Annotated in this window: 21 protein-coding genes; 6 read left to right on the top strand and 15 right to left on the bottom strand. The window is 64.3% G+C overall.

Annotated features, from left to right (window positions below; genetic code table 11):
• Positions 1–4 precede the first annotated feature (4 nt).
• Entirely contained in the window at positions 5–1,591 is a 1,587-nt protein-coding gene (locus NCR37_RS06785; protein WP_502800493.1) for a tannase/feruloyl esterase family alpha/beta hydrolase, read from the bottom strand.
• Positions 1,592–1,798: 207 nt separating this feature from the next.
• The gene (locus tag NCR37_RS06780; RefSeq protein WP_250472322.1) at positions 1,799–2,659 is read right to left on the bottom strand and encodes a LysR family transcriptional regulator; all 861 of its coding nucleotides are present in this window, start codon (positions 2,657–2,659) and stop codon (positions 1,799–1,801) included.
• A 130-nt stretch (positions 2,660–2,789) separates the two neighbouring features.
• Here NCR37_RS06780 and NCR37_RS06775 point away from each other — a divergent pair, with 130 nt between their 5' ends.
• Positions 2,790–4,175 (top strand): DHA2 family efflux MFS transporter permease subunit, encoded by a 1,386-nt coding sequence (locus NCR37_RS06775; RefSeq protein WP_250472321.1) that lies wholly within the window; start codon positions 2,790–2,792, stop codon positions 4,173–4,175.
• 81 nt (positions 4,176–4,256) lie between these two features.
• Positions 4,257–5,252, top strand: a complete 996-nt coding sequence (locus NCR37_RS06770) for an aldo/keto reductase (protein ID WP_250472320.1) — start codon at positions 4,257–4,259, stop codon at positions 5,250–5,252.
• Positions 5,253–5,277: 25 nt separating this feature from the next.
• On the opposite strand, the gene rarD is transcribed toward NCR37_RS06770, so the two are convergent.
• Positions 5,278–6,156, bottom strand: coding sequence for an EamA family transporter RarD (gene rarD, locus NCR37_RS06765; RefSeq protein WP_250472319.1), 879 nt, complete (start codon positions 6,154–6,156; stop codon positions 5,278–5,280).
• A gap of 216 nt (positions 6,157–6,372) precedes the next feature.
• Between rarD and NCR37_RS06760 the strand changes: the two genes are divergently transcribed.
• Positions 6,373–7,428 carry an AI-2E family transporter gene (locus tag NCR37_RS06760; RefSeq protein WP_250472318.1) on the top strand — a complete coding sequence of 352 codons (1,056 nt, stop codon included), beginning with the start codon at positions 6,373–6,375 and terminating at the stop codon, positions 7,426–7,428.
• A gap of 54 nt (positions 7,429–7,482) precedes the next feature.
• Here the strand turns inward: NCR37_RS06760 and NCR37_RS06755 are convergent, their stop codons facing one another.
• The 11 genes from NCR37_RS06755 to NCR37_RS06705 all read right to left on the bottom strand — a co-directional run bounded on the left by NCR37_RS06755 (position 7,483) and on the right by NCR37_RS06705 (position 22,121).
• A complete protein-coding gene (locus NCR37_RS06755; protein ID WP_250472317.1) occupies positions 7,483–9,135 on the bottom strand; it encodes a SpoVR family protein in 1,653 nt (550 codons plus the stop codon).
• A complete protein-coding gene (locus tag NCR37_RS06750) occupies positions 9,132–10,397 on the bottom strand; it encodes a YeaH/YhbH family protein (protein WP_175940321.1) in 1,266 nt (421 codons plus the stop codon). Before NCR37_RS06750 ends, NCR37_RS06755 begins: the two co-directional genes overlap by 4 nt.
• Positions 10,398–10,566: 169 nt before the next feature.
• Entirely contained in the window at positions 10,567–12,489 is a 1,923-nt protein-coding gene (locus NCR37_RS06745; protein WP_159836168.1) for a PrkA family serine protein kinase, read from the bottom strand.
• Positions 12,490–12,815: 326 nt separating this feature from the next.
• Positions 12,816–13,577 carry a 2-keto-4-pentenoate hydratase gene (locus tag NCR37_RS06740; RefSeq protein WP_250472316.1) on the bottom strand — a complete coding sequence of 254 codons (762 nt, stop codon included), beginning with the start codon at positions 13,575–13,577 and terminating at the stop codon, positions 12,816–12,818.
• Positions 13,578–13,727: 150 nt separating this feature from the next.
• Positions 13,728–15,437 (bottom strand): methyl-accepting chemotaxis protein, encoded by a 1,710-nt coding sequence (locus NCR37_RS06735; protein ID WP_250472315.1) that lies wholly within the window; start codon positions 15,435–15,437, stop codon positions 13,728–13,730.
• 190 nt (positions 15,438–15,627) lie between these two features.
• Positions 15,628–16,572 (bottom strand): ribokinase, encoded by a 945-nt coding sequence (gene rbsK / locus NCR37_RS06730; protein WP_250472314.1) that lies wholly within the window; start codon positions 16,570–16,572, stop codon positions 15,628–15,630.
• A 54-nt stretch (positions 16,573–16,626) separates the two neighbouring features.
• On the bottom strand, positions 16,627–17,676 hold the full coding sequence (locus NCR37_RS06725; protein WP_250472313.1) for a LacI family DNA-binding transcriptional regulator: 1,050 nt from the start codon (positions 17,674–17,676) through the stop codon (positions 16,627–16,629).
• Positions 17,677–17,893: 217 nt separating this feature from the next.
• Positions 17,894–18,901 (bottom strand): ABC transporter permease, encoded by a 1,008-nt coding sequence (locus NCR37_RS06720; RefSeq protein WP_175940316.1) that lies wholly within the window; start codon positions 18,899–18,901, stop codon positions 17,894–17,896.
• The gene (locus NCR37_RS06715; RefSeq protein ID WP_502800490.1) at positions 18,902–20,509 is read right to left on the bottom strand and encodes a sugar ABC transporter ATP-binding protein; all 1,608 of its coding nucleotides are present in this window, start codon (positions 20,507–20,509) and stop codon (positions 18,902–18,904) included.
• 170 nt (positions 20,510–20,679) lie between these two features.
• The gene (locus NCR37_RS06710) at positions 20,680–21,642 is read right to left on the bottom strand and encodes a sugar ABC transporter substrate-binding protein (protein WP_250472312.1); all 963 of its coding nucleotides are present in this window, start codon (positions 21,640–21,642) and stop codon (positions 20,680–20,682) included.
• 197 nt (positions 21,643–21,839) lie between these two features.
• The gene (locus NCR37_RS06705; protein WP_175940314.1) at positions 21,840–22,121 is read right to left on the bottom strand and encodes a hypothetical protein; all 282 of its coding nucleotides are present in this window, start codon (positions 22,119–22,121) and stop codon (positions 21,840–21,842) included.
• A gap of 227 nt (positions 22,122–22,348) precedes the next feature.
• Between NCR37_RS06705 and NCR37_RS06700 the strand changes: the two genes are divergently transcribed.
• From NCR37_RS06700 to NCR37_RS06690, 3 genes are all read left to right on the top strand, one after another.
• Positions 22,349–22,654 carry a PsiF family protein gene (locus NCR37_RS06700; protein WP_250472311.1) on the top strand — a complete coding sequence of 102 codons (306 nt, stop codon included), beginning with the start codon at positions 22,349–22,351 and terminating at the stop codon, positions 22,652–22,654.
• A gap of 223 nt (positions 22,655–22,877) precedes the next feature.
• Positions 22,878–23,348 (top strand): hypothetical protein, encoded by a 471-nt coding sequence (locus tag NCR37_RS06695; RefSeq protein ID WP_250472310.1) that lies wholly within the window; start codon positions 22,878–22,880, stop codon positions 23,346–23,348.
• Positions 23,349–23,643: 295 nt separating this feature from the next.
• Complete coding sequence (locus tag NCR37_RS06690; RefSeq protein ID WP_248322294.1) at positions 23,644–24,234, top strand: BPSL1445 family SYLF domain-containing lipoprotein; 591 nt, start codon at positions 23,644–23,646, stop codon at positions 24,232–24,234.
• Between the two features lie 112 nt (positions 24,235–24,346).
• Here NCR37_RS06690 and NCR37_RS06685 read toward each other — a convergent pair whose 3' ends face one another.
• Positions 24,347–25,414, bottom strand: a complete 1,068-nt coding sequence (locus NCR37_RS06685) for a glycosyltransferase family 4 protein (RefSeq protein ID WP_250472309.1) — start codon at positions 25,412–25,414, stop codon at positions 24,347–24,349.
• Positions 25,415–25,638: the final 224 nt, after the last annotated feature.

The following is a 25,638-nucleotide window of genomic DNA, read 5'->3' as shown; positions in this document are numbered from 1 at the left end:
GCCCTCACGGGGCGGTGCAGCGGAAGCTCGCGGCCAGGTTCACTCGTCCCTTGCCGAGATAGCGCGGATAGCCGGGGTATCGGCAGATGGGACGCGTGCGTCCGTTGGTGGCCGGCGCGATGTCCGTGCCGATGAGCGTCTCCGGCGCGACGCCGTTCGTCGCCCACTCGTCGAGCGCGCCGAGTTCGTCCCATGCGGGAATGAACACGCCGTTGCCGTGCTGGAAGCCGGGCACCATGTAAAGCCGCATGAACGAATCGACGGTCTCCTGACCATATCGCTCCACGAGTCCGCGATAAAACGCGATGGTCTGGTTCGGGCTGATCACTTCGTCGGCGAGGCCGTGCATGGCGACGAGCTTGCCGCCGTGGGCGATGAACGCGGAGAAATCCGGGTTCATCGCGCCGACCGTATAGGCGAGCGTGACGAGCCGCTGCCGGTAGCGGCCGGGATTGTCGATATCGAACGAGAGTCCGCTGACTGCCGCGTCGCGCGTGACGAAGTGGCGGATATACGCGTCGCCCTGCGCGAAGAGATAGCCGTTCGCGGCGAAGGTCGGTGGGTTCACGAGCGTGGGGGAATCGCCGAGGCCGAGCATCCCGGAGAAGTCCACGCCCTGAAACACGTTGTAGCCGGGATACGTTGCGACGCCATAGGCGAGCGGATAACGCATCGAGAGACCGTCGCGCAGCAGTTCGAGTGTGTCGAGCTGCGCATCGGAGAGGCAACTGTCGCGCAGCGAGGGACGCTGGCCGTTCGCGCAGCGCAACGACGCGATGATCTGCGGTTCCTGTTGGCGGCACGCTTCGACATTGCCGACGATGCCGTCTGCGAGGCCGTCGAGCCGGTCGCATTCGTGAACCACCGTCTCGTATACGCGCCGTTGCTGCGCGAGTCCGACGAAGCCGCCCGGCTTCGCGTACGACGCCTGCCCCACTTTCACGCCGAGCAGCCGCACGCCCGAAAAGTTGATGGCGGGCGCGTTGGCGATCACGCCGTCGTAGTCGTTCGGGAACCGCTCGATGACGGTGAAGCCTTCGCGTCCGCCTGTCGAGCCGCCCGCGAAGTAGATCTTGTCGGGCAAGCGGCCGTAGCCCATTTCGATCAGCGCGAGCGCGACATCGCGCGTTTTCTTCAGGTGCGCGAAGCCGAAGTTGACGATAGCTTCGTCGTTCACGGCAAAGTCCGCGCGTCCCGAATTGCCGACGTGCCCCGAGTCGGAGCCGAAGGTCGCGTAGCCGCGCGCGAGCGGCGTCGAATCGGGCGCAAAGGGCATCGGCTCGGTGCCGGACACGAGCACGCCGTTGTAGCCGCCGCCGCCCATTTGCAGCGCGCGCCCGTTCCAGCGACTCGGCAAGTTTACTTCGAAGCGGATGTCCGGCGTCGTCTCCTGAATCGCTCGGATGATGCCCGTCACGCGGCAGTACTCGCCGTTGCGATTGCCCGGCGCGGCCGCCTTGACCGCCGAGGCCGTGACGATCAGCGCGCCGCGCGACGGCAGACCGATGATCGACGCGGGCACCGTCTTGCCGGCGAGGTCTTCGCAGTGCCTGGTCACGTACGCGGCGGCGTGCGCGTGCGAGAGCGGCATCAGCGCGAGCGCAGCGACGAGCAATGCCCGGCACGCGCGGCGCGAGGCATCGGCGAGGAAAAGACGGCGGAGAGAAAGCACGGGCTGGAGTGGATACTTCAATGGCCGCTCAATATATAAGAAGCGTTTCTGGTTAGCCATTCGGGGCCGCCGCCCGGCGTTGCGGCGGCACGACGTAATTGATCCGCCCAAAGCACGCCGCATTCCCTACTCCCCGTCCCACTCCCCGCGCAAATCGCTCGTCTGCAGAAGCTGGAGCAGCGTCTCCGCCGGCCGGCTGGGATGCTTCGCGCCGAACGCGATGAACTCCACTTCGGGCAACTCCGGCAACTCCGCGCGATTGACCGGCGGCGCGAGCCCGCGGCCCGCCAGAAAGTGCGAGCGCACCGTGAGCCCGAGCCCGCCGCGCGCCGCCGCGATGCAGCCCGCGTGGCTGCTGCTCGTGCAGACCATTTGCCAGCGCGCGCCGGTCATCGCGAGCGAATCCAGCACGACGGCGCGCGTGACGCTCGGCTCGGCGACGAGAATCAACGGCAGCGGCAGAGCCGTATCGACGACGGTTCCCGGCTTCGCGAGCCATTCCAGCCGTCCGCTGAACAGCCGCGTGCCGCGCGCATCCCCGAGACGCCGCTTGCCGACGGCTAGATCGAGTTCGCCCGCGTCGAGCAGTTGATACAGCCGCCCGGTCATGCCGATGGTGATTTCCAGTTCCACGTCCGGATGCGTGTCTCGAAATGCGGCGAGCACGCTCGGCAGCGGTCCGAGGGCGAGATCGTCCGATGAGCCGAGCCGCACGCGTCCGCGCAGTCGAGGCGAGCGGAACTGCGATTCGGCGTGCGACATCGCTTCGAGAATCACCCGGGCGTGGACGAGCATCGCTTCGCCGTCGGCGGTGAGCGCGAGCGAGTGCGTGTCGCGCAGGAAAAGCCGCCGGCCGACGCTCTCTTCCAGGCGCCGGATATGTTCGGACACGCTGGATTGCCGCAAGCCGAGTTGCCGCCCGGCTTCGGTGAAACTATGCGACGCGGCCACCGTCGCGAAGGTGGTCAGCCAGAGCGGATTGAGCATTGCCGCATTGTCATCGGCAATACCGATCACAGTCAATGCGGTTAGCGGGCTTCCCGATGACGCCCGCAGTCACTAATATTTCACACATGCGCTGAAAACGGTTCCAGCGTGACGCCCCGCTCTCTCACTCATGACCAGACAGTCTTCGCACACGGCGCTTTTGTGGATCGTCGCCGTGGGCTTTTTCATGCAGGCGCTCGACACGACGATCGTCAACACGGCGCTGCCCTCCATCGCGCGGGACCTGCACGCCGCGCCGCTCGCGATGCAGTCGATCGTCGTCGCCTACACGCTCACGATGGCGCTGCTCACGCCCGCCTCCGGCTGGCTCGCCGACCGCTTCGGCACGCGGCGCGTGTACTTCGTGTCGATCAGCTTGTTCGTCGTCGGATCGCTCGCGTGCGCGGGCGCGCATTCGCTCAATCAACTCGTCTTCGCGCGCGTGCTGCAAGGCATCGGCGGCTCGATGCTGCTGCCGATCGGCCGCCTTGCGGTGTTGCGTGCCGTCAGCGGCGAAGCCTATGTCTCCGCGCTCGCGATGATTTCCGTCGCCGGACAAGTCGGCCCGATTCTCGGCCCGACGCTCGGCGGATGGTTCGTCCAGTCGTTCACATGGCACTGGATCTTCCTGATCAACGTGCCGATCGGCGCGGCCGGCCTTTACGCGGTGCAGCGCTTCCTGCCCCACGACACGCTGCACGACGCGCCGCCCTTCGACTTCATCGGCTGCGGGTTGCTCTCGCTGTGCATGGTCGCGTTTTCGCTCGCGCTCGATAGCCCGGCGCAAACGCATCGCGGCGCGGTGTCGGCAGCGCTCTTCGCGGTCGCGGCGGCGTCCGCCTTCGCCTACCTCCCGTATGCGCGTCACCGGCGCAACCCGCTCTTCAAGCTCGCGCTCTTTCGTGAACCGAACTTCAGCGTCGGCCTGATCGGCAATCTGCTGTGCCGCATCGGTTCGAGCGCGGTGCCGTTTCTGCTGCCGCTCATGATGCAGCTGGAACTCGGCTATAGCCCGCTGCATTCCGGGCTCATGATGCTGCCCATCGCGATTGCGGGCACGGTCTCGAAGCGCTGGATCGCGCGGCTCGTCAAGCGGTACGGCTACGATACGTTCCTCTTGGTGAACACGGCGCTCGTCGGCGCGTCGATCGTCGCGTTCGCGGCTTTCTCGCCGTCGTTGCCGCTCGCCGCCGAAATCGCGATTCTCGCGATCTTCGGCGCATGCAACTCGATGCAGTTCGCCGCGATGAACAGCGTCACGCTCAAGGGCTTGTCGAAGCAGGACGCGGGCAGCGGCAACAGCCTCTTCTCGATGGTGCAGATGCTCGCCATCGGCCTCGGCGTCTCGATCGGCGGGTCGCTCGTGCAGGTCTTCGAAGGACACTTCGGGTCGGCGTCGCTCGGCTTCAAACTGAGCTTCGCGTGCATGGGCGTGGTCACGCTGCTGTCGGCCGCTGTGTTCCGCCGGCTCGATTCCGCGCCGCGCACGTCCGCGCCGACGCCCGCTGCGCGCTAGTGAGCCGATGAGCACGCTCGCACGGCAAGGGCTATGCTGCCCGTTGCCGCACGTCTTCTTCCCTTCTCCTGGAGCGCAACCGTGCAATACCGCAAATTCGGCAGCACCGGACTCACCGTATCGCGTCTCACCTTGGGCACGATGACTTTCGGTCTGCAGACCGACGAGGGCGTGTCGCGCAGCATCATGGACCGCGCGAGCGAGGCAGGCGTCAATGTCATCGATACCGCCGATGTTTATCCGCTCGGCGGCACGCACGATATCGCCGGCCGCACGGAGGAGATCGTCGGGCGATGGCTTTCGGGCAAGCGCGACCAGTTCATCCTCGCGACGAAGGCCGTCGGCGTGATGGGGCCGCTCGACTGGAACAAGGGCGCGTCGCGCAAGCATCTGCTCGACGCGATCGACGCGTCGCTCAGGCGTCTGAACACCGATTACGTCGACCTGTACCAGTTGCATATGGACGACCGCGACACGCCGCTCGACGAAACGCTGGAGGCGCTCGACGTAATTGTGCGGCACGGCAAGGCGCGTTATATCGGCGTGTCGAATTTCCTGGCGTACCGGCTCGCGCGGGCGCTGGGCCGCGCCGACGTGCTGCGCACCGCGCGGTTCGTCTCGATGCAGCCGCGCTACAACCTGCTGTTCCGGCAGATCGAGCGCGAGTTGCTGCCGCTCGCGTCCGAAGAAGGGCTCGCCGTGATTCCCTATAACCCGCTCGCGGGCGGCCTGCTGACGGGCAAGCACAAGCACGGCGCGGCGCCTTCCGAGGGCCGCTTCACCGCCACTGTCGGCAAGGCGGGCGAGATGTATCAGGAGCGTTACTGGCACGAGCGCGAGTTTCAGACCATCGAGGAGCTGAAGGAAATCGTCGCGCCCACCGGGCGTTCTCTTGCGAGCACGTCGCTCGCGTGGGTGTTGGAAAATCCCGCGGTGACATCGGCGATCATCGGCGCGAGCCGCCCGGAGCAACTCGACGATACGCTCGCTGCCGTCGATCAGCCGCTCGATCCGGACATCAAGGCGAAGCTCGACGATGCGACCGTCGAATACCGCTGGGGCGATGCATCGCGCTGAACGGCGCTGACCGGCATCGGTCGGCTCAAGCTGCCCGCGCCCGCCGCGCCGAACAGACGCCTTCAAGCGAATACAGCGCGAGCGCGGCCCAGATGGCGCCGTAGCCGATCAGCTGATCGTGCCCGAACGCCTCCTGATAGATCGCCACGCCGATCAGCAGTTGCAGCGACGGCGTGATGTATTGAATGAGCCCGAGCATGGACAGCGGAATGCGCCGCGCGCCGGCGGCAAAAAGCAGGAGCGGCACGGCCGTCACCGGTCCGGCCGCCGCGAGCAGCAGCTTCACGCCGATCGTCGCGTGCGCGAAGCCGCTTCCGCCGTGCGAACCGAGCACGAAGAGATAGAGCAGCGCCACCGGACACAGCAGCATGGTTTCGAGCGTCAAGCCTTCGAGCGCGCCGAGCGAAGCGGTCTTGCGCAGCAGGCCATAGCCGCCGAACGTGAGCGCAAGCGCGAAGCTGATCCAGGGCGGCGCGCCGTTCGCCCATGTAAGCCACGCGACGCCCAGCGCGGCCACGATCACCGCGATCCACTGCACCGGCCGCAGCCGTTCGTGCAGGAACGCCATGCCGAAGAGCACGTTGACGAGCGGATTGATGAAGTAGCCGAGACTCGACTCGACGATGCGCCCCGCGTTCACCGCCCAGATATAGATGCCCCAGTTCGCGGAGAGCAGCACCGCGCTCGCCGCGAAACGCGCGAGGAGCCGCTTGTCGCGCAGAACGGGCACGAGCCATTGCCATTGACGGCGCGCGGTCAGCACGATCAGCAGGAAGAGCATCGACCACGCCATGCGGTGCGCAAGCATTTCGATCGCGCCGATCGAATGCAGCGCCTTGAAGTAGATCGGGAAAAGACCCCAGATGGCAAAAGCCGCGAATGCGTAGACGACGCCTGGATTCATGGTTCGGTGCGTGGCGCAGATGTAAGCCATCCAGACGTGGCCGGAAGCCGTCTGCAAGGAATGGAAGCCGGATTTTAGTCGATGCGGACGACCGAGCCGCGCATCTCGCGAACCGCAGGCGAGCTTCGTGCTCGTATAGCGTGCGTGTAAGCGCGCCGACAGCGCGTGCTAGCATGGCCCGCTCACCATCGCCCTGCTCCTTTCCCGTCGCCGCTAATGAACAACCACCAGTCCGTTCACCAGAGCTTCTTTCATATCCTGCTGTTCGTCGTGACCATTGCGCTCGGCTGGGTGCTGCTGCCGTTCTTCGGCGCGATCTTCTGGGGCGCGATACTCGCGCTGCTTTTTCAGCCGATGCAGCGCTGGCTCACGGTGCGCTTCGGCAAGCGACGCAACCTTGCCGCGCTCACGACGCTCGCTGCCGCCATTCTCATCGTCATCATTCCGGTGTCGGTGGTCGCGGTGACGCTCGTGCAGGAAGTCGCGCTCGTCTATACGCGCATCAAAAGCGGCGATCTGAACTTCGGCATGTACTTTCAGCATGTGCTTCATGCGCTGCCGGCGTCCGTGCAGCAACTGCTCGGGCGCTACGGCCTCGATGACATTCCCGGCGTGCAGAGCAAGCTGATGGAAGGCGCTTCGCGCATCAGCCAGTTTGCGGCGGCGCAGGCGCTGCTCATCGGCCAGAACACGTTCCAGTTCATCGTAAGCTTCGGCGTGATGCTCTATCTCGTGTTCTTCCTGCTGCGCGATGGCGGCGAGATCGGGCGGCGCATCCGCCGCGCGCTTCCACTCGACCCCGCGCCGAAGCAGCATCTGATTGCGAAGTTCACGACTGTCGTGCGCGCGACGGTCAAGGGCAATATCGCGGTGGCCGCCGTGCAGGGTTTTCTCGGCGGGATGATCTTCTGGATTCTCGGCATCAACGGCTCGTTGCTCTGGGGCGTGCTGATGGCGTTTCTGTCCCTCTTGCCGGCGGTGGGCGCGGCGCTCGTCTGGGCGCCGGCCGCGCTTTACTTCTTCATGACCGGCGAGATCTGGCGCGGGCTTGTGCTGGTGGCGTTCTGCGTCGTCGTGATCGGGCTCGTGGACAACGTGCTGCGTCCGATTCTCGTCGGCAAGGACACGAAGATGCCCGACTGGGTCGTGCTCATCTCGACGCTCGGCGGCATGGCGCTGTTCGGTATCAACGGATTCGTGATCGGGCCGCTCGTGGCCGCGCTGTTCATGGCGAGCTGGGATATTTTTTCGCAGGATGAGGACGGACAATAGCAAAGAAAAATGGCTCCACGAAGGAGCCATTTTTTCGTCGCGCATCAACCTCGATCAGCGCGAATTCGGCGCGGTGTACCGGCAGTCGAAGCGCTTCCTCACCGTGCCGTTTTCATCGACGCTTTCCAGATACACGTCGAATTGCCACAAGCGCGCCATGTGCTTGAGCACTTCGTCGCTGTCGTTCGACAGGTGGCGATTGTCGGTCATGAAGTGACGCAGCGTGAGACTGCGGTCGCCGCGCGTGTTCACCGAATACACCTGAATGTTCGGCTCGCGATGATGAATGTCGTACTGCCGCGACAGTGCCTGCCGCACGTAGCGATAGCCGCTTCCGTCGTGAATGGCCGAGACTTCGAGCGCGTCGCGCATGTCGTCGTCGAGAATCGAGAAAAGGCGCATCTCGCGGATCAAATGCGGCGACAGATACTGCGCGATGAAGCTCTCGTCCTTGAAATTGCGCATCGCATAGTGCAGCGATTCCAGCCAGTCGCTGCCCGCGAGATCGGGGAACCACTCGCGGTCTTCGTCCGTCGGGTTTTCGCAGATGCGGCGAATGTCGCTCATCATCGAGAAGCCCAGCGCATACGGGTTGATGCCGCTGTAATAGGGCTTCGTCACCGGCGGCTGATAGACCACATTCGAATGCGAATGCAGGAACTCCATCATGAAGCCGTCTTCTAGCCGGCCTTCGTTGTAGAGCGTGTTGAGCAGCGTGTAGTGCCAGAACGTGGCCCAGCCTTCGTTCATGACCTGCGTCTGCCGCTGCGGATAGAAATACTGTCCGACCTTGCGCACGATACGAATGACTTCGCGCTCCCACGGCTCGAGAAGCGGCGCGTTTTTCTCGGCGAAGTACAGCAGATTTTCCTGCGGCTCCGGCGGATAGCGGCTTTCGGTTTCCTCGGCGGACGGCGCCTTCTTGTTCGGCAGCGTGCGCCACAATTCATTGACCTGCGATTGCAGATACGCCTCGCGCTCGCGGCGCATCGCGGCTTCCTTCGCGAGCGACAGCTTTTGCGGGCGCTTGTAGCGGTCCACGCCGTAGTTCATCAGCGCGTGGCACGAGTCGAGCAGTTCCTCGACGCGATCCAGCCCGTGACGCTCCTCGCATTCCGCGATGTAATTCTTCGCGTAGACGAGATAGTCGATGATCGCGTGGGCGTCCGTCCACAGCCGGAACAGATAGTTGCCCTTGAAGAAGGAGTTATGCCCGTAAGCGGCATGCGCGATGACGAGCGCCTGCATCGTCATCGTGTTCTCTTCCATCAGATACGCGATGCACGGGTTCGAGTTGATGACGATTTCATACGCGAGGCCCATCTGCCCGCGCCGATAGCTCTTCTCGGTCGAGAGAAAGTGCTTGCCGAACGACCAGTGCCGATAGTTCACCGGCATGCCGACGGATGCGTAGGCATCCATCATCTGCTCGGCGCTGATAATTTCGAGCTGAATCGGATACACGTCGAGCCCGTAGCGATTCGCGACGCGCGAGATTTCGGCGTCGTACTCCTCGATCAGCTCGACGCTCCAGTCCGATGGGCATGGCAGCGGCCGCCGTTTTTCTGCAACGTTCATGCTTACCTCGTGCGTCCCGACGGACGCATTGCGTTGCCCCGCTTCCGGTCCGAGTTTCGACGGCGCACGATCGTCCGTGCCGTCGAGATGATATCCACGCGTTTCGTTGTTCACGTGCCTCGTCGTCATGCGGCCGCCTGTTGTTTTTCGAAGAGTTCGCGGAACACGGGGTAGATGTCCGAGGCCGAATCGACCTTCTTCATCGCGAGTTCGGGCGCGCCGGCCGCAAGTTGAGCATACTCCAACCACAGGTTCTGCTCTTCTGGCGCGACTTGAATATACGCAAAATACCGCACCTTCGGCAGGATGTCCTCCGCCAGGAGCTTGCGGCACTTCGGGGAATCGTCGGTCCAGTTGTCGCCGTCCGATGCCTGTGCGCCGTAAATGTTCCATTCAGTCGGCGAGTAGCGCTCGTCCATGATCTTCTTCATGAGTTCGAGCGCGCTCGACACCACTGTGCCGCCGCTTTCCGTCGAATGGAAGAACGTGTCTTCATCGACTTCTTCGGCGCGCGTATGGTGACGGATGAACACGACTTCGATCTTCTCGTAGTTCCGCTGCAGGAAGAGATACAGCAGGATGAAGAAACGCTTCGACAGATCCTTGCGCTGCTCGTCCATGGAACCGGACACGTCCATCAGGCAGAACATCACCGCCTTGCTGGAAGGCGTGGGCTGTTTGACGCGATTGATGTAGCGCAGATCGAACGGATCGATGAACGGAATGCGCGTGATCCGTCCCTGCATGATGACGATATCCGCTTCCAGCCGCGCGATGTCGTCCGGATTGCCGTCCTCTTCCTTCAATTGCTCCAGCTGGCGTTCCATTTCGCGCAACTGCGCGGAAAGCGGCCACCCGAGCGCGATGCGCCGGCCGAGCGCGCTGCGCAGCGAGCGCACCACGTCGATATTGTTCGGCGTGCCTTCCGCCGCCCAGCCCGCGCGCACGTTCTTCCATGTCGGCACGGCGAGCAGCTGCGTCTTGACGAGGCGCGGCAGTTCAAGATCGTCGAAGAAGTACTGCATGAATTCTTCGCGCGATAGCTCGAAGACGAAATCGTCCTGGCCTTCGCCCTCGTTGCTCGCGCTCTTGCCGCCGCCGCCCGAGCCGCCTTGTGGACGCGGAATCTTGTCGCCGCGCACGTAGTCGGCGTTGCCCGGATGCACGTATTCACGCTTGCCGCCCGGACCATGCCGGAACGACGGCTCCGCGATGTCCTTCTTCGGAATCGTGATGCTCTGCGTGCTTTGAATGTCCTTGATGCTGCGATCGCGCACCGCGTCGGAAACGGCGCGGCGAATGTAGTTCTTGACGCGTCGCAGGAAGCGTTCGCGGTTCGCGATGCTCTTGTTCTTGCCGGCTAACCTGCGGTCGATGATTTGGTGCAGCACATCCAGTCTCCCGCGAAAATGGCGAGTGTGCGAGGCGCCGCAGGTTTGCGCCGCAAGCCGGCGCCTCTCGCTCGCAATCTGCCCGCTTGGCCATCCGGATGCAAGCATCGAACCCGGACGGCGCGGACCTGCACTGCTCTACTGCAATTCCCTTCGTGAAACGCGCCGCTTAAGACGACTTGCGCACGCGCAGATACCAGTCGCACAACAAACGCACCTGCTTCGGCGTATAACCCTTCGCGACCATGCGATTCACGAAGTCCTCGTGCTTGCGCTGCTCTTCGGCCGATCCCTTCGCATTGAAGGAGATAACCGGCAAGAGTTCCTCCGTGTTCGAGAACATCTTCTTTTCGATCACGACGCGCAGCTTTTCATAGCTGATCCACGCGGGATTCTTGCCGCCGTTGTTCGCGCGCGCACGCAGCACGAAATTCACGATCTCGTTGCGGAAATCCTTCGGGTTGCTGATGCCCGCGGGCTTCTCGATCTTCTCCAGCTCCGCGTTGAGCGCGGCGCGGTCGAAGCTCTCGCCGGTGTCGTGATCGCGGAACTCCTGGTCCTGAATCCAGAAGTCCGCGTACGTGACGTAACGATCGAAGATGTTTTGTCCATACTCCGAATACGATTCCAGATAAGCCGTCTGAATCTCCTTCCCGATGAACTCGGCGTAGCGCGAAGCCAATACGTCCTTGATGAACGACAGGTACTTCTGCTCCGTTTCCGGCGGGAACTGCTCGCGCTCGATCTGCTGTTCGAGCACGTACATGAGATGCACCGGGTTAGCCGCGACCTCGGTGGAATCGAAGTTGAACACGCGCGACAGAATCTTGAACGCGAAACGCGTGGACACGCCCGTCATGCCTTCGTCGACGCCCGCAAAATCGCGGTACTCCTGATACGACTTCGCTTTGGGATCGGTGTCCTTCAGGTTCTCGCCGTCGTAGACCTGCATCTTCGAGAAGAGGCTCGAATTCTCCGGCTCGTGCAAACGCGTGAGCACGGCCATCTGCGCCATCATCTTGAGCGTGCCCGGCGCGCATACCGCTTCCGCAAGCGAAGAATTGCGCAGCAGCTTCTCGTAGATCTTCACCTCTTCGCTATAACGCAGGCAGTACGGCACCTTGACCACGAAGATACGATCGAGCAGCGCCTCGTTGTTCTTGTTGTTGCGAAAAGCCTTCCATTCCGATTCATTGGAGTGCGCGAGGATCACGCCGTCGAACGGAATCGCGCCGAAGCCTTCCGTGCCCTTGAAGTTGCCTTCCTGCGTGGCCGTCAGGAGCGGATGCAGCACCTTGATCGGCGCCTTGAACATTTCGACGAATTCGAGCAAGCCCTGGTTCGCGAGGCACAGGCCACCGGAATAGCTGTAAGCATCGGCGTCGTCCTGCGAGTACGTTTCTAGCTTGCGGATGTCCACCTTGCCGACGAGCGAGGAGATGTCCTGATTGTTCTCATCGCCCGGCTCCGTCTTCGCGATGCCGATTTGCCGAAGGATCGACGGATAGCGGCGCACCACGCGGAACTTGCGGATATCGCCGTTGTATTCGTGCAGGCGCTTCACGGCCCACGGCGAAAGAATGCTCTTCAGATAACGGCGCGGAATGCCGTACTGTTCCTCGAGCACGGGACCGTCTTCGTCGTAATCGAAAAGACCGAGCGGCGATTCGTTCACGGGCGAACCCTTGAGCGAATAGAACGGTACGCGCTCCATGAGTTGCTTGAGCCGCTCTGCAATGGACGACTTGCCGCCGCCCACCGGACCGAGCAGATAGAGGATCTGCTTTTTCTCTTCAAGACCCTGCGCGGCGTGCCTGAAATACGACACGACGTTCTCGATCACTTCCTCCATTCCGTAGAACTCGCGGAACGCCGGATACACCTTGATGACCTTGTTTGCAAACACACGCGATAAACGCGGATCGAGGCGAGTGTCGACCATTTCCGGTTCCCCGATGGCCGTCAGCATGCGTTCGCCCGCTGTTGCATATGTGGCAGGATCTTCCTTGCAGAGCGCGAGATACTCTTCGAGCGAGAATTCCTCCTCGCGCGTTTTTTCGAAGCGGGTCGCGAAACTGCTGTAGATATCCATGCTACCTCCTCGCCGAAGTCAGAAAGCCTTGGTCGTCTCAACGCGCGTTATCGAAACGACATCGCTTGAATTCATCCTAAACCCTTTCGAATTTTTTTTCACGCACTTGCTTGGTTGATTTGCTTAGAAGCTGCTCGGAACAATCACTAGCTTGGTAGGTTATTTTCGTTCACCTACAATCCTCAGTCCCAAGATGCCGTTCGTATCTGCGCTCGCATTCTATGCAGCGTGCGCGCTGCGTGCGCTTCGGCATGTTCGCTGCGCCGCGCTCGCTTCATCGCTGCACCGCGACCTTCCGCCAAAGCATTCTTGCGAGCGCATGGTCGTCACGTCAGTACCAGCTCCAGTTCTCCGATGCGATCAATCGAGCCATGCACCATGGCCGGTCCTTCCACGCGATACGCGCCTGTGTATGAGCCCGTCGTGATGGTCCAGAAAGGCTCGACCGTCAAACCCATGCGCGAACAATGGTTGACGAGCCAGGGCAGCAATTCGCGAGGATCGCCCGCCGGATTGCCGAGGGTAGCCGGAGCAATCCCCACGCCATCGAAGGTGAGTTCCAGGCGCGGCGCAAGAAAATCGAAGCCCGGCGCGACGACCTCGTAAGGTTCCATGCCGCTCGTGATGAGCGCGCCGTTGTTCTGCGCATCGGCAAGCTGCGCGAGCGGATCGAGATTGGGCCACTGCGCGAAACGGCTATCGACCACTTCGAGCGCGACTGCAATGCCGCCGATCGCCGCGAGCACTTCGGCGCGCGTGTAAGGCTCGTTCTTAGGGGGCAACGCATACGCGAAGCGAAACGCGATCTCCAGTTCCACGAGCACGCGAAAGAAGCCTTCGAAAGGAAGGCGCGCGGGCGAAACATAGACACATTCCGCATCGATGGGCGCGCCGGCCGCGAGCGCATCGGGCGCGCGCGCGCCGATCTTCCATGCGCCGATGCGCGCGTGGCTGTCGCGCAGGACTTCGTGCTGGATGGCGTAAGCGGTCGGTGCGTCGGCGGGGAGATCGCGCGGCTCCAGCGTTTCGATCAGTCGATGCTGACGCCGGGCCGCGACGAGCTTGGCGGCAAGTGTCGATCCGGTCATGTCGATCCCCTCGTGTGAATGGTGACGCGCAGTGTCGTCAGTGTACGGGTTACCGGACCGGAGGTGCTTTACGTTGCCCGCGCGATGCTATTTCATGCGCTCGCATGCGATCCCATGCGTACGCGCGATGCGGGCAACGGCATCGAAACGTCAGAACGTCTCCCAGTCGCCGCCCGCCGTCGACAGCGCGGCGGGCTTCGCGCTCGCCGCAGGCTTCACAGTCGGCGCAGTCGGCGCAGTCGGCGCGGGCGGCGCGACGCGCTTCGGCTTCGCGGATACCGTCGCCGGCACTTGCAAGGAAGAAGCAGCAAGCCCCGCGCCTTCGGTCACCTGAAACACTGCGACCGCCTGACGCAGGCGCGCGGCCTGATCTTCGAGGGACTGCGCGGCCGCCGCCGCTTCTTCCACGAGCGCCGCGTTCTGCTGCGTGACTTCGTCCATCTGCGTGACGGCGCGCGACACCTGCTCGATGCCGGTCGTCTGCTCCGCCGACGCAGCCGCGATCTCGCCCATGATGTCGGTCACGCGTTGCACCGCGCCGATGATCTCGTTCATCGTACGGCCCGCTTCGTCGACGAGCGTGGTGCCCGACTGCACGCGCGCGACCGAATTGTCGATCAACTCCTTGATTTCCTTGGCCGCCGTCGAGGAACGCTGCGCGAGATTGCGCACTTCGCCTGCCACGACCGCGAAGCCGCGCCCTTCTTCGCCCGCGCGCGCCGCTTCGACGGCCGCGTTGAGCGCGAGGATGTTGGTCTGGAACGCGATGCCTTCGATGATCGTAATGATGTCGGCGATCTTGGCCGAGCTGCGGCTGATCTCGCCCATCGTATCGACCACTTGCGTGACGACGGCGCTGCCCTTGCCCGCAATCTCCGACGCGTTGGCGGCAAGCGTGCTGGCCTGACGCGCGTTATCCGCGTTCTGGCGCACCGTGCTCGTCAATTCCTCCATGCTCGATGCCGTTTCCTGCAACGCGGACGCCTGTTCCTCCGTGCGCGACGAAAGATCGGTATTGCCCGCCGCGATCTGCTGCGTGGCCGACGCGATCGATTCGCTGCCCGAGCGCACCGTGCGAACCGTCGTCAAGAGACTCGCGCGCATCTTCGCGAGGCCTTCGAGGAGGAGGCCCATTTCGTCGCGCGAGGTCACGACCACCTCGCGGCGCAGATCGCCGGCGGCGATGGCTTCGAAATGCGTGAGCGCGGCTTCGAGCGGCCGCGCGATGGCGCGCCGCAACGCGAACCACGCGAACGCCGCCGCCGCGAGGCCGAGCGCGATGGCCGAGAGACTCAGCGCGCGGAATCCCGTATAGCGGCTCTGCGCGTCTTCGTAGCTCTTCTTCGAGGCGTCGGTGAGGAACGCGCGCAGCGCGTCGTTCGCGTTGGCGAGCTCGTTGTAGGCGGCCTGCATCGCCTTGGCCGCCTCGATCATGCCCGCGCGGTCGTCCGCCGTGACGGTCGCCAGTCCCTTGTCGACGGCGCGTTGAAGCGCGAGCCGCTTGTCCTGCGATGCATCGGCCAGACGCCGCTCGTCGGGCGTCTGGGGCAGCGACATGTAGTTCTTCCAGAAGGCGTCGGAGCGCTCGCGCATCATGCGCGAACGCTCGATGGTCGCGGCGACCTCTGACGTGCCGGCGAGCAGCGCGGCGCGGTCGAACACGAGCCGTTCGCGCGCCGCATACATTTCGCTGTTGCCGACCGCGATGGCGCCCGGCATCTGCACCGAGTACGTGTCGAGGAAAGCCTCGTTCGTGCGGCCCATGCCCGCGAGTCCCAGTGCGCCGATGCCGATGAGCAGCGCGCCGAGAAACGCCATCGAAATGCCGATGCGTGCCTTGATCGTCAAAGCCTTTTTCATGGATGTGTCCCTGATGCCGGTTCGAATGTGCGCGGGCGTCGTGACGCGTTAAACCGCGATCGGGCGGAGGCGCGCCTGCGCAGCCGCTATCGATGTAAACGGCATGCAAGCTACGGGACTTGAGAAGGTTCTTTCCCTGTTAGGGAAAACGACGCGTTGCACGCGCCGTTATTCAGCACATGTTGAAAACTTACGCTGCGATTTCGCTGCGGCGCGGAATGGACGGCTGCGCGCCCTCGCGCGTGACGGCGAGCGCGGCGGCGCGCTGACCGAAAGCGATCGCGTCGGCGATCGCGCTGCCGCGCGCCAGTTCCGCCGCGAATCCGCCGATGAACGTATCGCCCGCGGCGGTCGTGTCGATGGCCTCGACCTTCGGCGACGGCAGATGCTGGCCGTCGGTGTCGTCTCCTAAGAGCGCGAACACGCCCTGCGCGCCGAGCGTGATGATCACATTGCGCGCGCCTTTCTCCTTCAGCACGCGGGCGGCGCGGCGCGCATCGTCGGGCGTCGCGATGGCGATACCCGAAAGCGTTGCCGCTTCCAGTTCGTTCGGAATCAGATAGTCGATGAGCGCGAACCAGTCGGCGGGCAGCGTGCTCGCCGCAGGCGCAGGATTGAGAATCGTCGTGCGGGCGAGCCGGCGGCCCGCGGCCAGCGCCGCGCGCACGGTCTCCGGCGGCGTTTCGAGCTGGCAGACGATGACATCGGCGCGTGCGAGCAGCGCCTCCTGTTCGTCGATGACCGCAGGCGTGACCTGCGCGTTGCTGCCCGCGACGATGACGATCGCATTCTGGCTCGCGTCGTCGACGATGATGAGCGCGACGCCCGTCGGCGCCTGCGCGCTCGTTGCGAGCGCCGCGCAGTCGATGCCTTCCGCTTCGAGGCCCGCGCGCAGCGTCGCGCCGTTCGCGTCGCTACCGACGCAGCCGATCATCGCCACCTGCGCGCCGAGACGCGCGGCCGCCACCGCCTGGTTTGCGCCCTTGCCGCCCGGCGCCTGCGCGAAAGCGGAGCCGGCGAGCGTTTCGCCGGGCTTGGGCAGGCGCGGGGCGCGCGCGACGAGGTCCATGTTGAGACTGCCGACCACTACCACGCGCCCGCGCGCGCCCGTTTCACTCGTTGCGTTGTCGCTCATCGCGATGAAATCCTGCTCCGGTTGTTGGTCCGTGATATTCCGCGTTGATCCAGTTCACTCCGCTTTCGCGTCTGCCGCGGCGCCGCCCTCGGCGCCATGCGACTCGGGCACGACCGCCGTCGATTCGCGCAGCACGAGACGCGGCGGGACCACGCGGCGACGCGTCGTGCCGCCGAGCTTGCCGACGATGCGCTCGATGAGCGTCTGCGCGGCCATCTCGCCGAGCGCGCGCACCGAATGGCCGACCGTCGAGAGCGCAGGATACGTGTAGCGCGACAACTCGACATCGTCGAAGCCGATGATCGAGCAATCGTCCGGCACCCGAATCTTGCGCTCGGCCGCCGCCCGCAGCGCGCCGATGCCCATCATGTCGTTACACGCGAAGATCGCGGTCGGCTTCATCGCGTCGAAAAGCTGCGAGGCCGCCGCATAGCCGCCCGTCGCGGAGAAGTCGCTCTGGACGATCGCGTTCGGCTCGATCTCGACGCCGCGCTCGGCCATCGCGCGGATAAAACCGTGCAGGCGCATGGCGCTCACCGCCGTCGCGACCGGCCCGGTGATGCAGCCGATCTCCGAATGCCCCGTTTGCAGCAGATGCTTCGTCGCGATATACGCGCCTTTCTCGTGGTCGATCTGCACGAGGTCCGCCGAGACGCCCTCGATGTTCCGGTCCACGATGAGAAGCGGCTCACGCGCGCCCGCGAGGCACTGCGCGAGCACCGCGTCCTCGCCCGCCGATGCGATCACGAGGCCGTCGATGCGCTTTTCCTGCAAGACGCGCAAATAGTTGCGCTGCTTGGCCGGATCGTCGTCCGAGTTGCAGAAGAAGACGCAGTAGCCGTTTTTCGCGCAGCCGTCCTCGACCCCGCGCGCCAGTTCCGCGAAGTACGGATTCGTCGCGTTCGGCACGAGCAGCCCGATGGTCGCCGTGGACTTCGCCTTGAGCGAGCGCGCCACTGCCGACGGCACGTAGTCCAGCTCGCGGATCGCGCGCTCGACCTTCGCCCGCACGTCGGCCGACACCGGCCTTGAATTGTTCACTACGTGGGACACCGTCGTAAACGACACCCCAGCAATGGCTGCCACGTCCTTGATCGTCGCCATACATCGTCCTTCGCTTTGCTTTGGTCCAACTTCTTTTATTGACCGGAAACGTCCTCTCGCGCGGCCCTCCCGCGCCCGGTCGCGTTCCTTCCGCTCGCCGCCCTCGACGGCGAACGGACTGCCCGGTCATCTCTTTTTGACTGCACTTGTGTTTAACGTCGCCGCCCACCCCGTTGCGAGGCGCCGACGTGCTGCCTGCTGCCGTGCTATATCGAGCTCAACCGCGCCTGCGCCGGCTCCGGTACGTATCCAGCACCACCGCGACCACGATCACCGCGCCCGTGATGATGCGCTTGGTCGGCTCGTTCGCGCCGATCTGCGCGAGCCCCGCCGCCAGCACCGAGATGATGAGAACGCCGAAGAACGTGCTGATGACCGAGCCGCGCCCGCCCATCAGACTCGTTCCGCCGATCACCACCGCCGCGATCACCTGAAGCTCCACGCCCGCGCCCGCGTTCGGATCCGCGGCTTCGAGACGGGAAATCTGGAACAGCGCGGCCAGTCCCGAAAGCGCGCCCATCAGCGCGAACACGATGACCTTGTACGGCCGCGGATCGACACCCGCGAGCCGCACCGCTTCCTCGTTCGTGCCGATGCCTACCAGATAACGGCCGAAAATCGTCCGGGTCAAGACCCAATGCGCAAGAATCATCACCGCGACCGCAATCAGGAACGCCGGCGAAATGCCGAACGCGATTGGATTCGACAGAAAATCGAACGCATCGCCGATATACGCGGTGCGCGAGTTCGTCATCTGATACGCGAGTCCGCGCGCCGCTTCCAGCACGCCGAGCGACACGATGAACGACGGAATGCGCCATGCCACCGTGACGAGTCCCGTGACCGTGCCCGTCAGCGCGGCGGCGGCCAGCCCGATGAGCGCCGCCGGAAGCGCCGGCCAGTGCCACTTCAGCGCGGCCACGCTCACCACCGACGCACCGAGCGCAAGGACCGAGCCCACCGACAAATCGATGCCCGCGATGATCAGCACGAACGTCATGCCGACCGACATCACGACGAGATCGGGAATCTGGTTCGCGATCGTGCTGAACGTGTCGTACGTCAGGAAATGAGAACTCAGCACGGAGAAAAGCGCGATCATCGCGGCGAGCGCGCCGGCCAGTCCCAGATAATTCGAGAAGCCCAGGCGCGTGCCCGCGCCCTTCGCGTTCTTGCCGCTTTTCGGCGCATCGGCTGGCAGATTCGCTTCGGTCTGTCCGGTCATTCAATGCTCCAGCAAATTGTCTTGTTCGGGCGGCTTCGCGTCGGGCGCGAGCGGCTCGTGCAGAATCGCCTCGCGCTTCGCATAGCCGGCGAAAGCCGCCGCGAGCAGCGCATCCTGCGTCCAGTTCGCGCGCTCGAACACGCCGGTCATGCGCCCGGCCGACATCACGCCGATCCGGTCGCAGATCAGCATCAGTTCACGCAGATCACTCGAAACGACCACGAGCGCGCGGCCTCCGCGGGCGAGCGCGCCCATGAGCCCGTAAATATCGAACTTCGCGCCGACGTCGATGCCGCGCGTCGGTTCGTCGAAAAGCAGCACGGTGCAGTCGCGGGCGAGCCAGCGGCCGATCACCACTTTCTGCTGATTGCCGCCCGATAGCTCGGACACCGCCTGCGCCGGCCCCGACGTGCGGATGCGCATGGCGTCGATCTGGCGCTCGGCGAGCGCGGCTTCGCGGCGCGTGTCGATCACGCCGTGACGCGCCACCGCGCCCACGTTGCCGAGTGAAACGTTCGCGGCGATGGGCAGGCCGAGCAGCAGGCCCTCGCCCTTGCGGTCCTCCGTGATGAGCGCGATGCCGTTTTTCACGGCATCCGACGGCGACTGGATGTTCACCGGGCGCAGTGCTTCGCCGCCGCGCGGAACGGACACCGTGCCGCCGTCCGCGCGATCCGCGCCGTAGATGAGGCGCATGAGTTCCGTGCGCCCCGCGCCGATCAGCCCGCTGATGCCGAAAATCTCGCCCGCCCGCACTTCGAAGGACACATCGCGCACGGCCGGGGCGCGCGTCATGCCGTCCACTTTCAGCGCGACGCCGCCCAGCTTGCGCTCGCCGAGATCGATGCGTTCGCCCAGTTCACGGCCCACCATCAGCGTGACGAGCTGGTCGCTGGTCAGCGCGCTCATTGGCCCGACATGCACGAGGCGACCGTCGCGCAGCACGGCCGCGCGCTCCGCGATGCGTCTGAGTTCTTCCAGCCGATGCGAGATATAGACGAGCGCCACGCCGCGCGCCTTGAGCCGCGCGATCTGCTCGAAGAGGAGATCGACTTCGCGTGCGGTGAGCATCGCGGTCGGTTCGTCGAGAATCAGCACGCGGCAATCGCCGATCAGATTGCGCGCGATTTCGACCATCTGCTGATGCCCGATGCCGAGATCGCCCACGAGCGTGTCCGGGTCGATCGCATCGAGCCCGACTTGCGCCATCGCGTGCCGCGCGTCCTCGGCGAGCCGCTTGCGGTCGATCCAGCCGATTCTGAGTCGCCCTTTCTGCGGCAGGCGGTTGAGGAACAGGTTTTCCGCGACCGAGAGCGTCGGCAGCAGGTTCAGCTCCTGCATCACCATGCGCACGCCGAGCGATTCCGCTTCCGTGCGGCTTTGCGGCGCGTACGGCTGGCCCGCGAGCGTCATCGTGCCCGTGCTCGGATTCGTCAGCCCGCCGATGATCTTCGACAGCGTGCTCTTGCCCGCGCCGTTCTCGCCGGTCAACGCGAGCACTTCGCCCGGCGAGAGTCCGAGCGATACGTCGGCCAGCACCGGCTCGACATAGGTCTTGCCGATTCCCGTGACGGTCAGCACGCTCGCGTCGTGCGCGTCTTTCATCATGGCGTAAGGTCGCTCAAGGCGGTCGGTGCATCCTCGGCAAGTTCTGCATGCGTTGCGGCGGGACGGCGGCCGGCGCGCACCGCCGTCCCTCAACCGCGCTCGTGCATCTTAACGGCATGATGGCCGCGAACTTGAGGACGAACGGTTCGCGGCGCAACGCTCGCTGCGCTTTACTTCGTCACAAGATCGACGGGCGTTTCCACCACGGTCGAGAGCTCGGACTGCTTCTTGTGCCCGGCAATGGCCTTCAGCGCCACGTCGATGCCGAACACGGCCTGCTTCGCCGCGTATTGATCGGCGGTGGCGAGCACGCGGCCGTCCTTCAGCATCGGCTTGATCGCGCCGATGTTGTCGTAGCCGACCACCTGCACCTTGCCCGCCTTGCCCGCCGCGCGCACGGCGGAAACCGCGCCGATGGCCATGTTGTCGTTGCCGCAGAGCAGCGCCTTGACGTTCGGATTCGCGTTGAGAATCTGCGACGCGACGGCGTTGCCCTTGTCGATTTCCCAGTCGCCCGACTGGAGCGCGACCACCTTCATGCCGGCCGCGTCCATCGCGTCCTTGAAGCCGGCGGTGCGCTGCTGCGCGTTGGTCGTCGTGGAAACGCCTTCGATGATGCCGACTTCGTCGCCCTTCTTCAGGTGCTTGGCAAGATAGTCGCCGACCTGGCGCGCGCCCTTGCGGTTGTCCGGGCCGACGAACGGCACGTTGAGGTCCTTCGACTTGAGCACGTCCTGATCGAGCCGGTTGTCGATATTCACCACGATGATGCCCGCGTCCGCCGCCTTCTTGATGACCGGCACGAGCGCCTTCGAATCCGCCGGCGCGATGACGAGCGCATCGACCTTCGAGACGATCATCTGCTCCACGATGCGGATCTGCGCGGCGGTATCGGTTTCGTCCTTGATGCCGTTGGTGATGAGCTCGAACTTGTCGGCGTTGTGCTGCTGATAGTCTTTCGCGCCGTTTTCCATCGTGAGGAAGAACTCGTTGGCGAGCGACTTCATCACGAGCGCGACCTTCGGCTTGCCGGCATTCTGCGCTAACGCGGGCGATGCGGCGAAAGGCAGCGCGCTACAGGCAACGAGCGCGACGGCGGCTGACAGGACGCGACGGCGAATGGCTGACTTCATGCGGTTCTCCTCCAGTGTTTTGATTGATTTGTTTGCAGTGGGTTTTGCATGTCACGCGAAACATGGGCGGTTCAACGTTTGCCGCCGTCGATTCTCGTTCGTGCCAGCCGCGCGGTCAATCGGGCTAACGTGCACTGGGCGCTTCGGACGCACGCGCAATGTGGTCTTGCGCGCGTTGGGGCGCCAGCCGCAGGCGCTCAGAGATCGGCGACGGACTGACCCTCGATCTCGTTGTCGATGATCTTGCGGCCATAGTCGATCCCGGCGCGCGTCGCATCGATCGGGCTCTCGAACGGCTCCTGCTCGGGCACGCCGAACATGGCGGAGCGGCCGCTCTCCCCGGCCGCGTCGCGTGAAATGGTCACGAAGATGTCGAAGTGGCGCGGGCCGTCGTCCGGCTCGTCGCGCTCTTTCGCGCGTCGCATGGCCTGCACATGGATGGCGAAGCCCTTGTAATGATCGGCGAGCGGTGTGGACATGAAGCGGCTCCTGTCGTGATTGCGAGAAGGCGTCGTTGGGTGAACGATCACTGCGTCCGCTCGCTGGCGAAAGCGCGTTGCAAGGCCGCGGCGCAGCGCCCCGAGGTTCAACCTCGAGATTTAACCTTATCGCACACTCAGTTGAAACCTGCTTTGCCATAATGCGCGGGCGAGACGTCGAAACTCGCTCATTCAAGAAGAATCGTCAATTACTCAGGGAGCGTCACATGACCATCCGAGCTACTGCCCTAATCGCTGTTTTAAGTCTTACGCTAGGCGCGCATACGGCGTTCGCGGCCAATAGCCAGCAGTCGAAGATGAGCGACTGCAACAAGCAGGCAGGCGACAAAAAGGGCGACGACCGCAAGGCGTTCATGAAGAGCTGCCTGTCCGCCGCGCCCGCCGCAGCCTCCGCCGCCTCCGCGCCGATGACCCAGCAGCAGCGCATGACTGCGTGCAACAGCCAGGCGTCCGGCAAGAAGGGCGACGACCGCAAGGCGTTCATGAAGAGTTGTCTCAGCAGCAAGGGCTGATCGCGGCTCGGGCCGCATCGTCTGATTCGCGCCGCGTGGCTCGCATGCGGCGCCGGCTGTCTCTCCTGCCGTCCGTAGATATTGCACTGCACCCAAGCAAGTGTTTCGCACCGCCGTCTTTTTCTCATAAGATGGCGCGAAGGCGGCCCCTCACGAATACAAGAAACACGCCATCGGCCGCCGCTCGTCTAGCGTGGCGACAAGCCTCGCATGGAGGCATCGGATGGCATGGAGATACAAGAACCGCTGGTTCCGCCGGTGGCTCGTGACGATCACCTTCTGGGCCGTGCCCGTGATGATCGTCGCGGTCAACGAGGTGCGCGAGGAAATGGCCTACAACACGGTCGATCTTCAGAAGGCGCTCTCGACCTGGGAACTCACCGATGCACAGCGGTCCGCCGGTGCCGCCGCCCGTTGCCACGGCGCGCCGGACGAAGCGCGCGCAGCCGGCTGCCCCGCCGACGTTCTCCGGGCCAACGCCCTGCGTCACCAGGAAGCGCTCGACGAATACGCGCACCGCAAGGCGACGCTCGCCGACTATCTGTGGCATGCCTTCGTCGGCTATTGGGTCGTGCCGGCGGCGTTTCTCCTTGCTGTCGGCATCGTAATCGGCGGCATCAAGCGCGCATTGCGGCGTCCGTCGCGCGCGCCGGACCCGGTTCCTCCGACCAAAGTAAAAACGACGAGCCACTGACGCGGGCGGGCCGGGTACGGTCGTTGCTACTTGCTACGCGGCGTTGCCGCCGTCACCGTGACCGGTGCGGTGAAATTAATGCAGGGCTTCAGGCAGCGGGGCGGGCGAAATAGCCGGCAATTCGCCGTCGTCAAGTCGACGACGCGCGGATGCGACGCAGGGCTTGCGCGGCACGCGCGGAACGCTGTATCTGTGTCCGGTGCGAGCGTCGCGTTGTCGCGTCGCTGTGCTATAACTTGGCGTGCCTCACCCTCCCGCACTATGGGGTTTCCTAATTCCACGATGGAGAACAATGATGCAAAGACGAAACTTCATGCTCAAGACGACGGCCGTGTTGGCGCTGGGAGGCCTCGCGCTTGCCGGTTGCACGACGAATTCGAATACCGGCGCTGAAAAGGCCGCCGGCAGCGCCGACGATCGCCGCAGCATCGACGCGGACGTCGACAGCACCATCCAGCGGCTCTATGCGACGGTTCCTGGCTCGCGCGAACTGGTCGCGAAGTCGCGCGGCGTGCTCGTGTTCCCGTCCGTGATTCAGGCAGGCTTTATCGTCGGCGCGCAGTACGGCAAGGGCGCGCTGCGCGTGGGTGGCGGTACGGTCGGCTACTACAGCACGACCTCCGGCTCCTTCGGCCTGCAGGCGGGCGCGCAGTCGAAGTCGATCATCTTCCTCTTCATGACGCAGGACGCGCTCGACAAATTCCGCAATTCGGACGGCTGGTCGGCAGGCGCCGACGCATCCGTGGCGCTCGTCAAGATGGGCGCGAACGGCGCGGTCGACACGACCACCGCCACCAACCCGGTCGAAGCGTTCGTGCTGACGAACGCCGGCCTGATGGCCGACGTGTCGCTCCAGGGCACCAAGGTGACGCGCCTGAAGATGTAAGGCGGCGCACGCCGTCTCACGGTCTCGGCGGAAAGCATGACCGCCGTGCGGTGCGACTGACGGTCGCGTCGCACGGCGGTTTTTTTCGTTCTTGCTCTCGTGGTTCGAGGACTCAGGTCGCCGCGCGATCGATCAGCTTGAAGCGCGAGCGCTTCTGCGCGCGTACCACGGCCTGATACGCCTCGAGATATTGCCGCGCCATGCGGTGCGACGTGAAGCGCTCCTCGAAGCGCCTGCGCACGCCCGCGCGTGAGAGCGTATGCAGCCGGTTCACCGCCGCGACTGCGCCGATCTCGTCTTCCACGATAAAACCCGACACGCCCTCGTCCACTACTTCCGGCACCGCGCCGCGATTGAACGCGATAACAGGCGTGCCGCACGCCATCGCCTCGATCATGGCGAGTCCGAACGGCTCGGGCCAGTCGACCGGGAAAACCAGCGCGTGCGCGCCCGACAAGAAGTCCGCTTTCTGCGCGTCGTTGATCTCGCCGATGAATTCGACGTAGGGCAACTCCAGCAGCGGCGCGATCTCGCGCTCGAAGTATTCGTGATCGGCTGCATCGACCTTGGCGGCGATCCTGATCGGCAAGCCGCAGCGCCCCGCGATGCGAATGGCCGTATCGACGCGCTTTTCCGGCGAGATGCGCCCTAGGAACGCCAGGTACTTCTGCTCGACCGGCTGCGGCACATAACGCGTCTCCGGCAGGCCGTGGTAGACCGTCGAGACCCACTTCGCCTGCGGCAACGGATGGCGCTGCGAATCCGAGATCGAGATCACGGGCGCGGTGTTGAACGTATCGAACACCGGCTGCTGCTCGGGCAAATCGAGCCGCCCGTGCAGCGTCGTGACGAACGGCGTGTCCTGCCGGTTGAAGAGCGAGAAGGAGTAATAGTCCATGTGAAAATGCAGGACGTCGAACTCCTCGGCGCGGCGGCGCACCAGTTCCATGAGCAGCATGTGCGGCGCGATGCGGTCGCGAATCGCCGGGTCGAGGCGCAGCGCGCGTGGCCAGACGGCCTCCAGCTTCGCGCTGGTTTGTGAATCGCCGGTTGCGAACAGCGTCACATCGTGGCCGAGCTCGACGAGCGCCTCCGTGAGATACGACACGACGCGCTCCGTGCCGCCGTACAGCTTGGGCGGGACCGACTCGGTCAACGGGGCAATTTGGGCAATTCTCATCGTTCTCGTCTCCATGCGAACTTCGACGTGCGAGCGTGTGCTCGTGTTCTTAATGCGTCGCGCGAGACTGAGTATGACAGCAGACTGTCAGCTGGCTAACGAGGGTTTCCCTCGATCGTTGGATGCGCCAAGCCGGCCCGCCGCGCGACGATTCATTATCGACGGCGACGCGGCGCGAACCGGCGTTCTCTTGCACTTTCATCGCTCTGTTACAGGCCGGAAAC

Origin of the sequence: Caballeronia sp. GAFFF1 (assembly GCF_023630705.1) — a bacterium.
In the GTDB taxonomy this organism is placed as follows: domain Bacteria; phylum Pseudomonadota; class Gammaproteobacteria; order Burkholderiales; family Burkholderiaceae; genus Caballeronia.
Note: the sequence above shows the minus strand (reverse complement) of the source record. Positions and strands in the feature narration are given on the sequence as shown.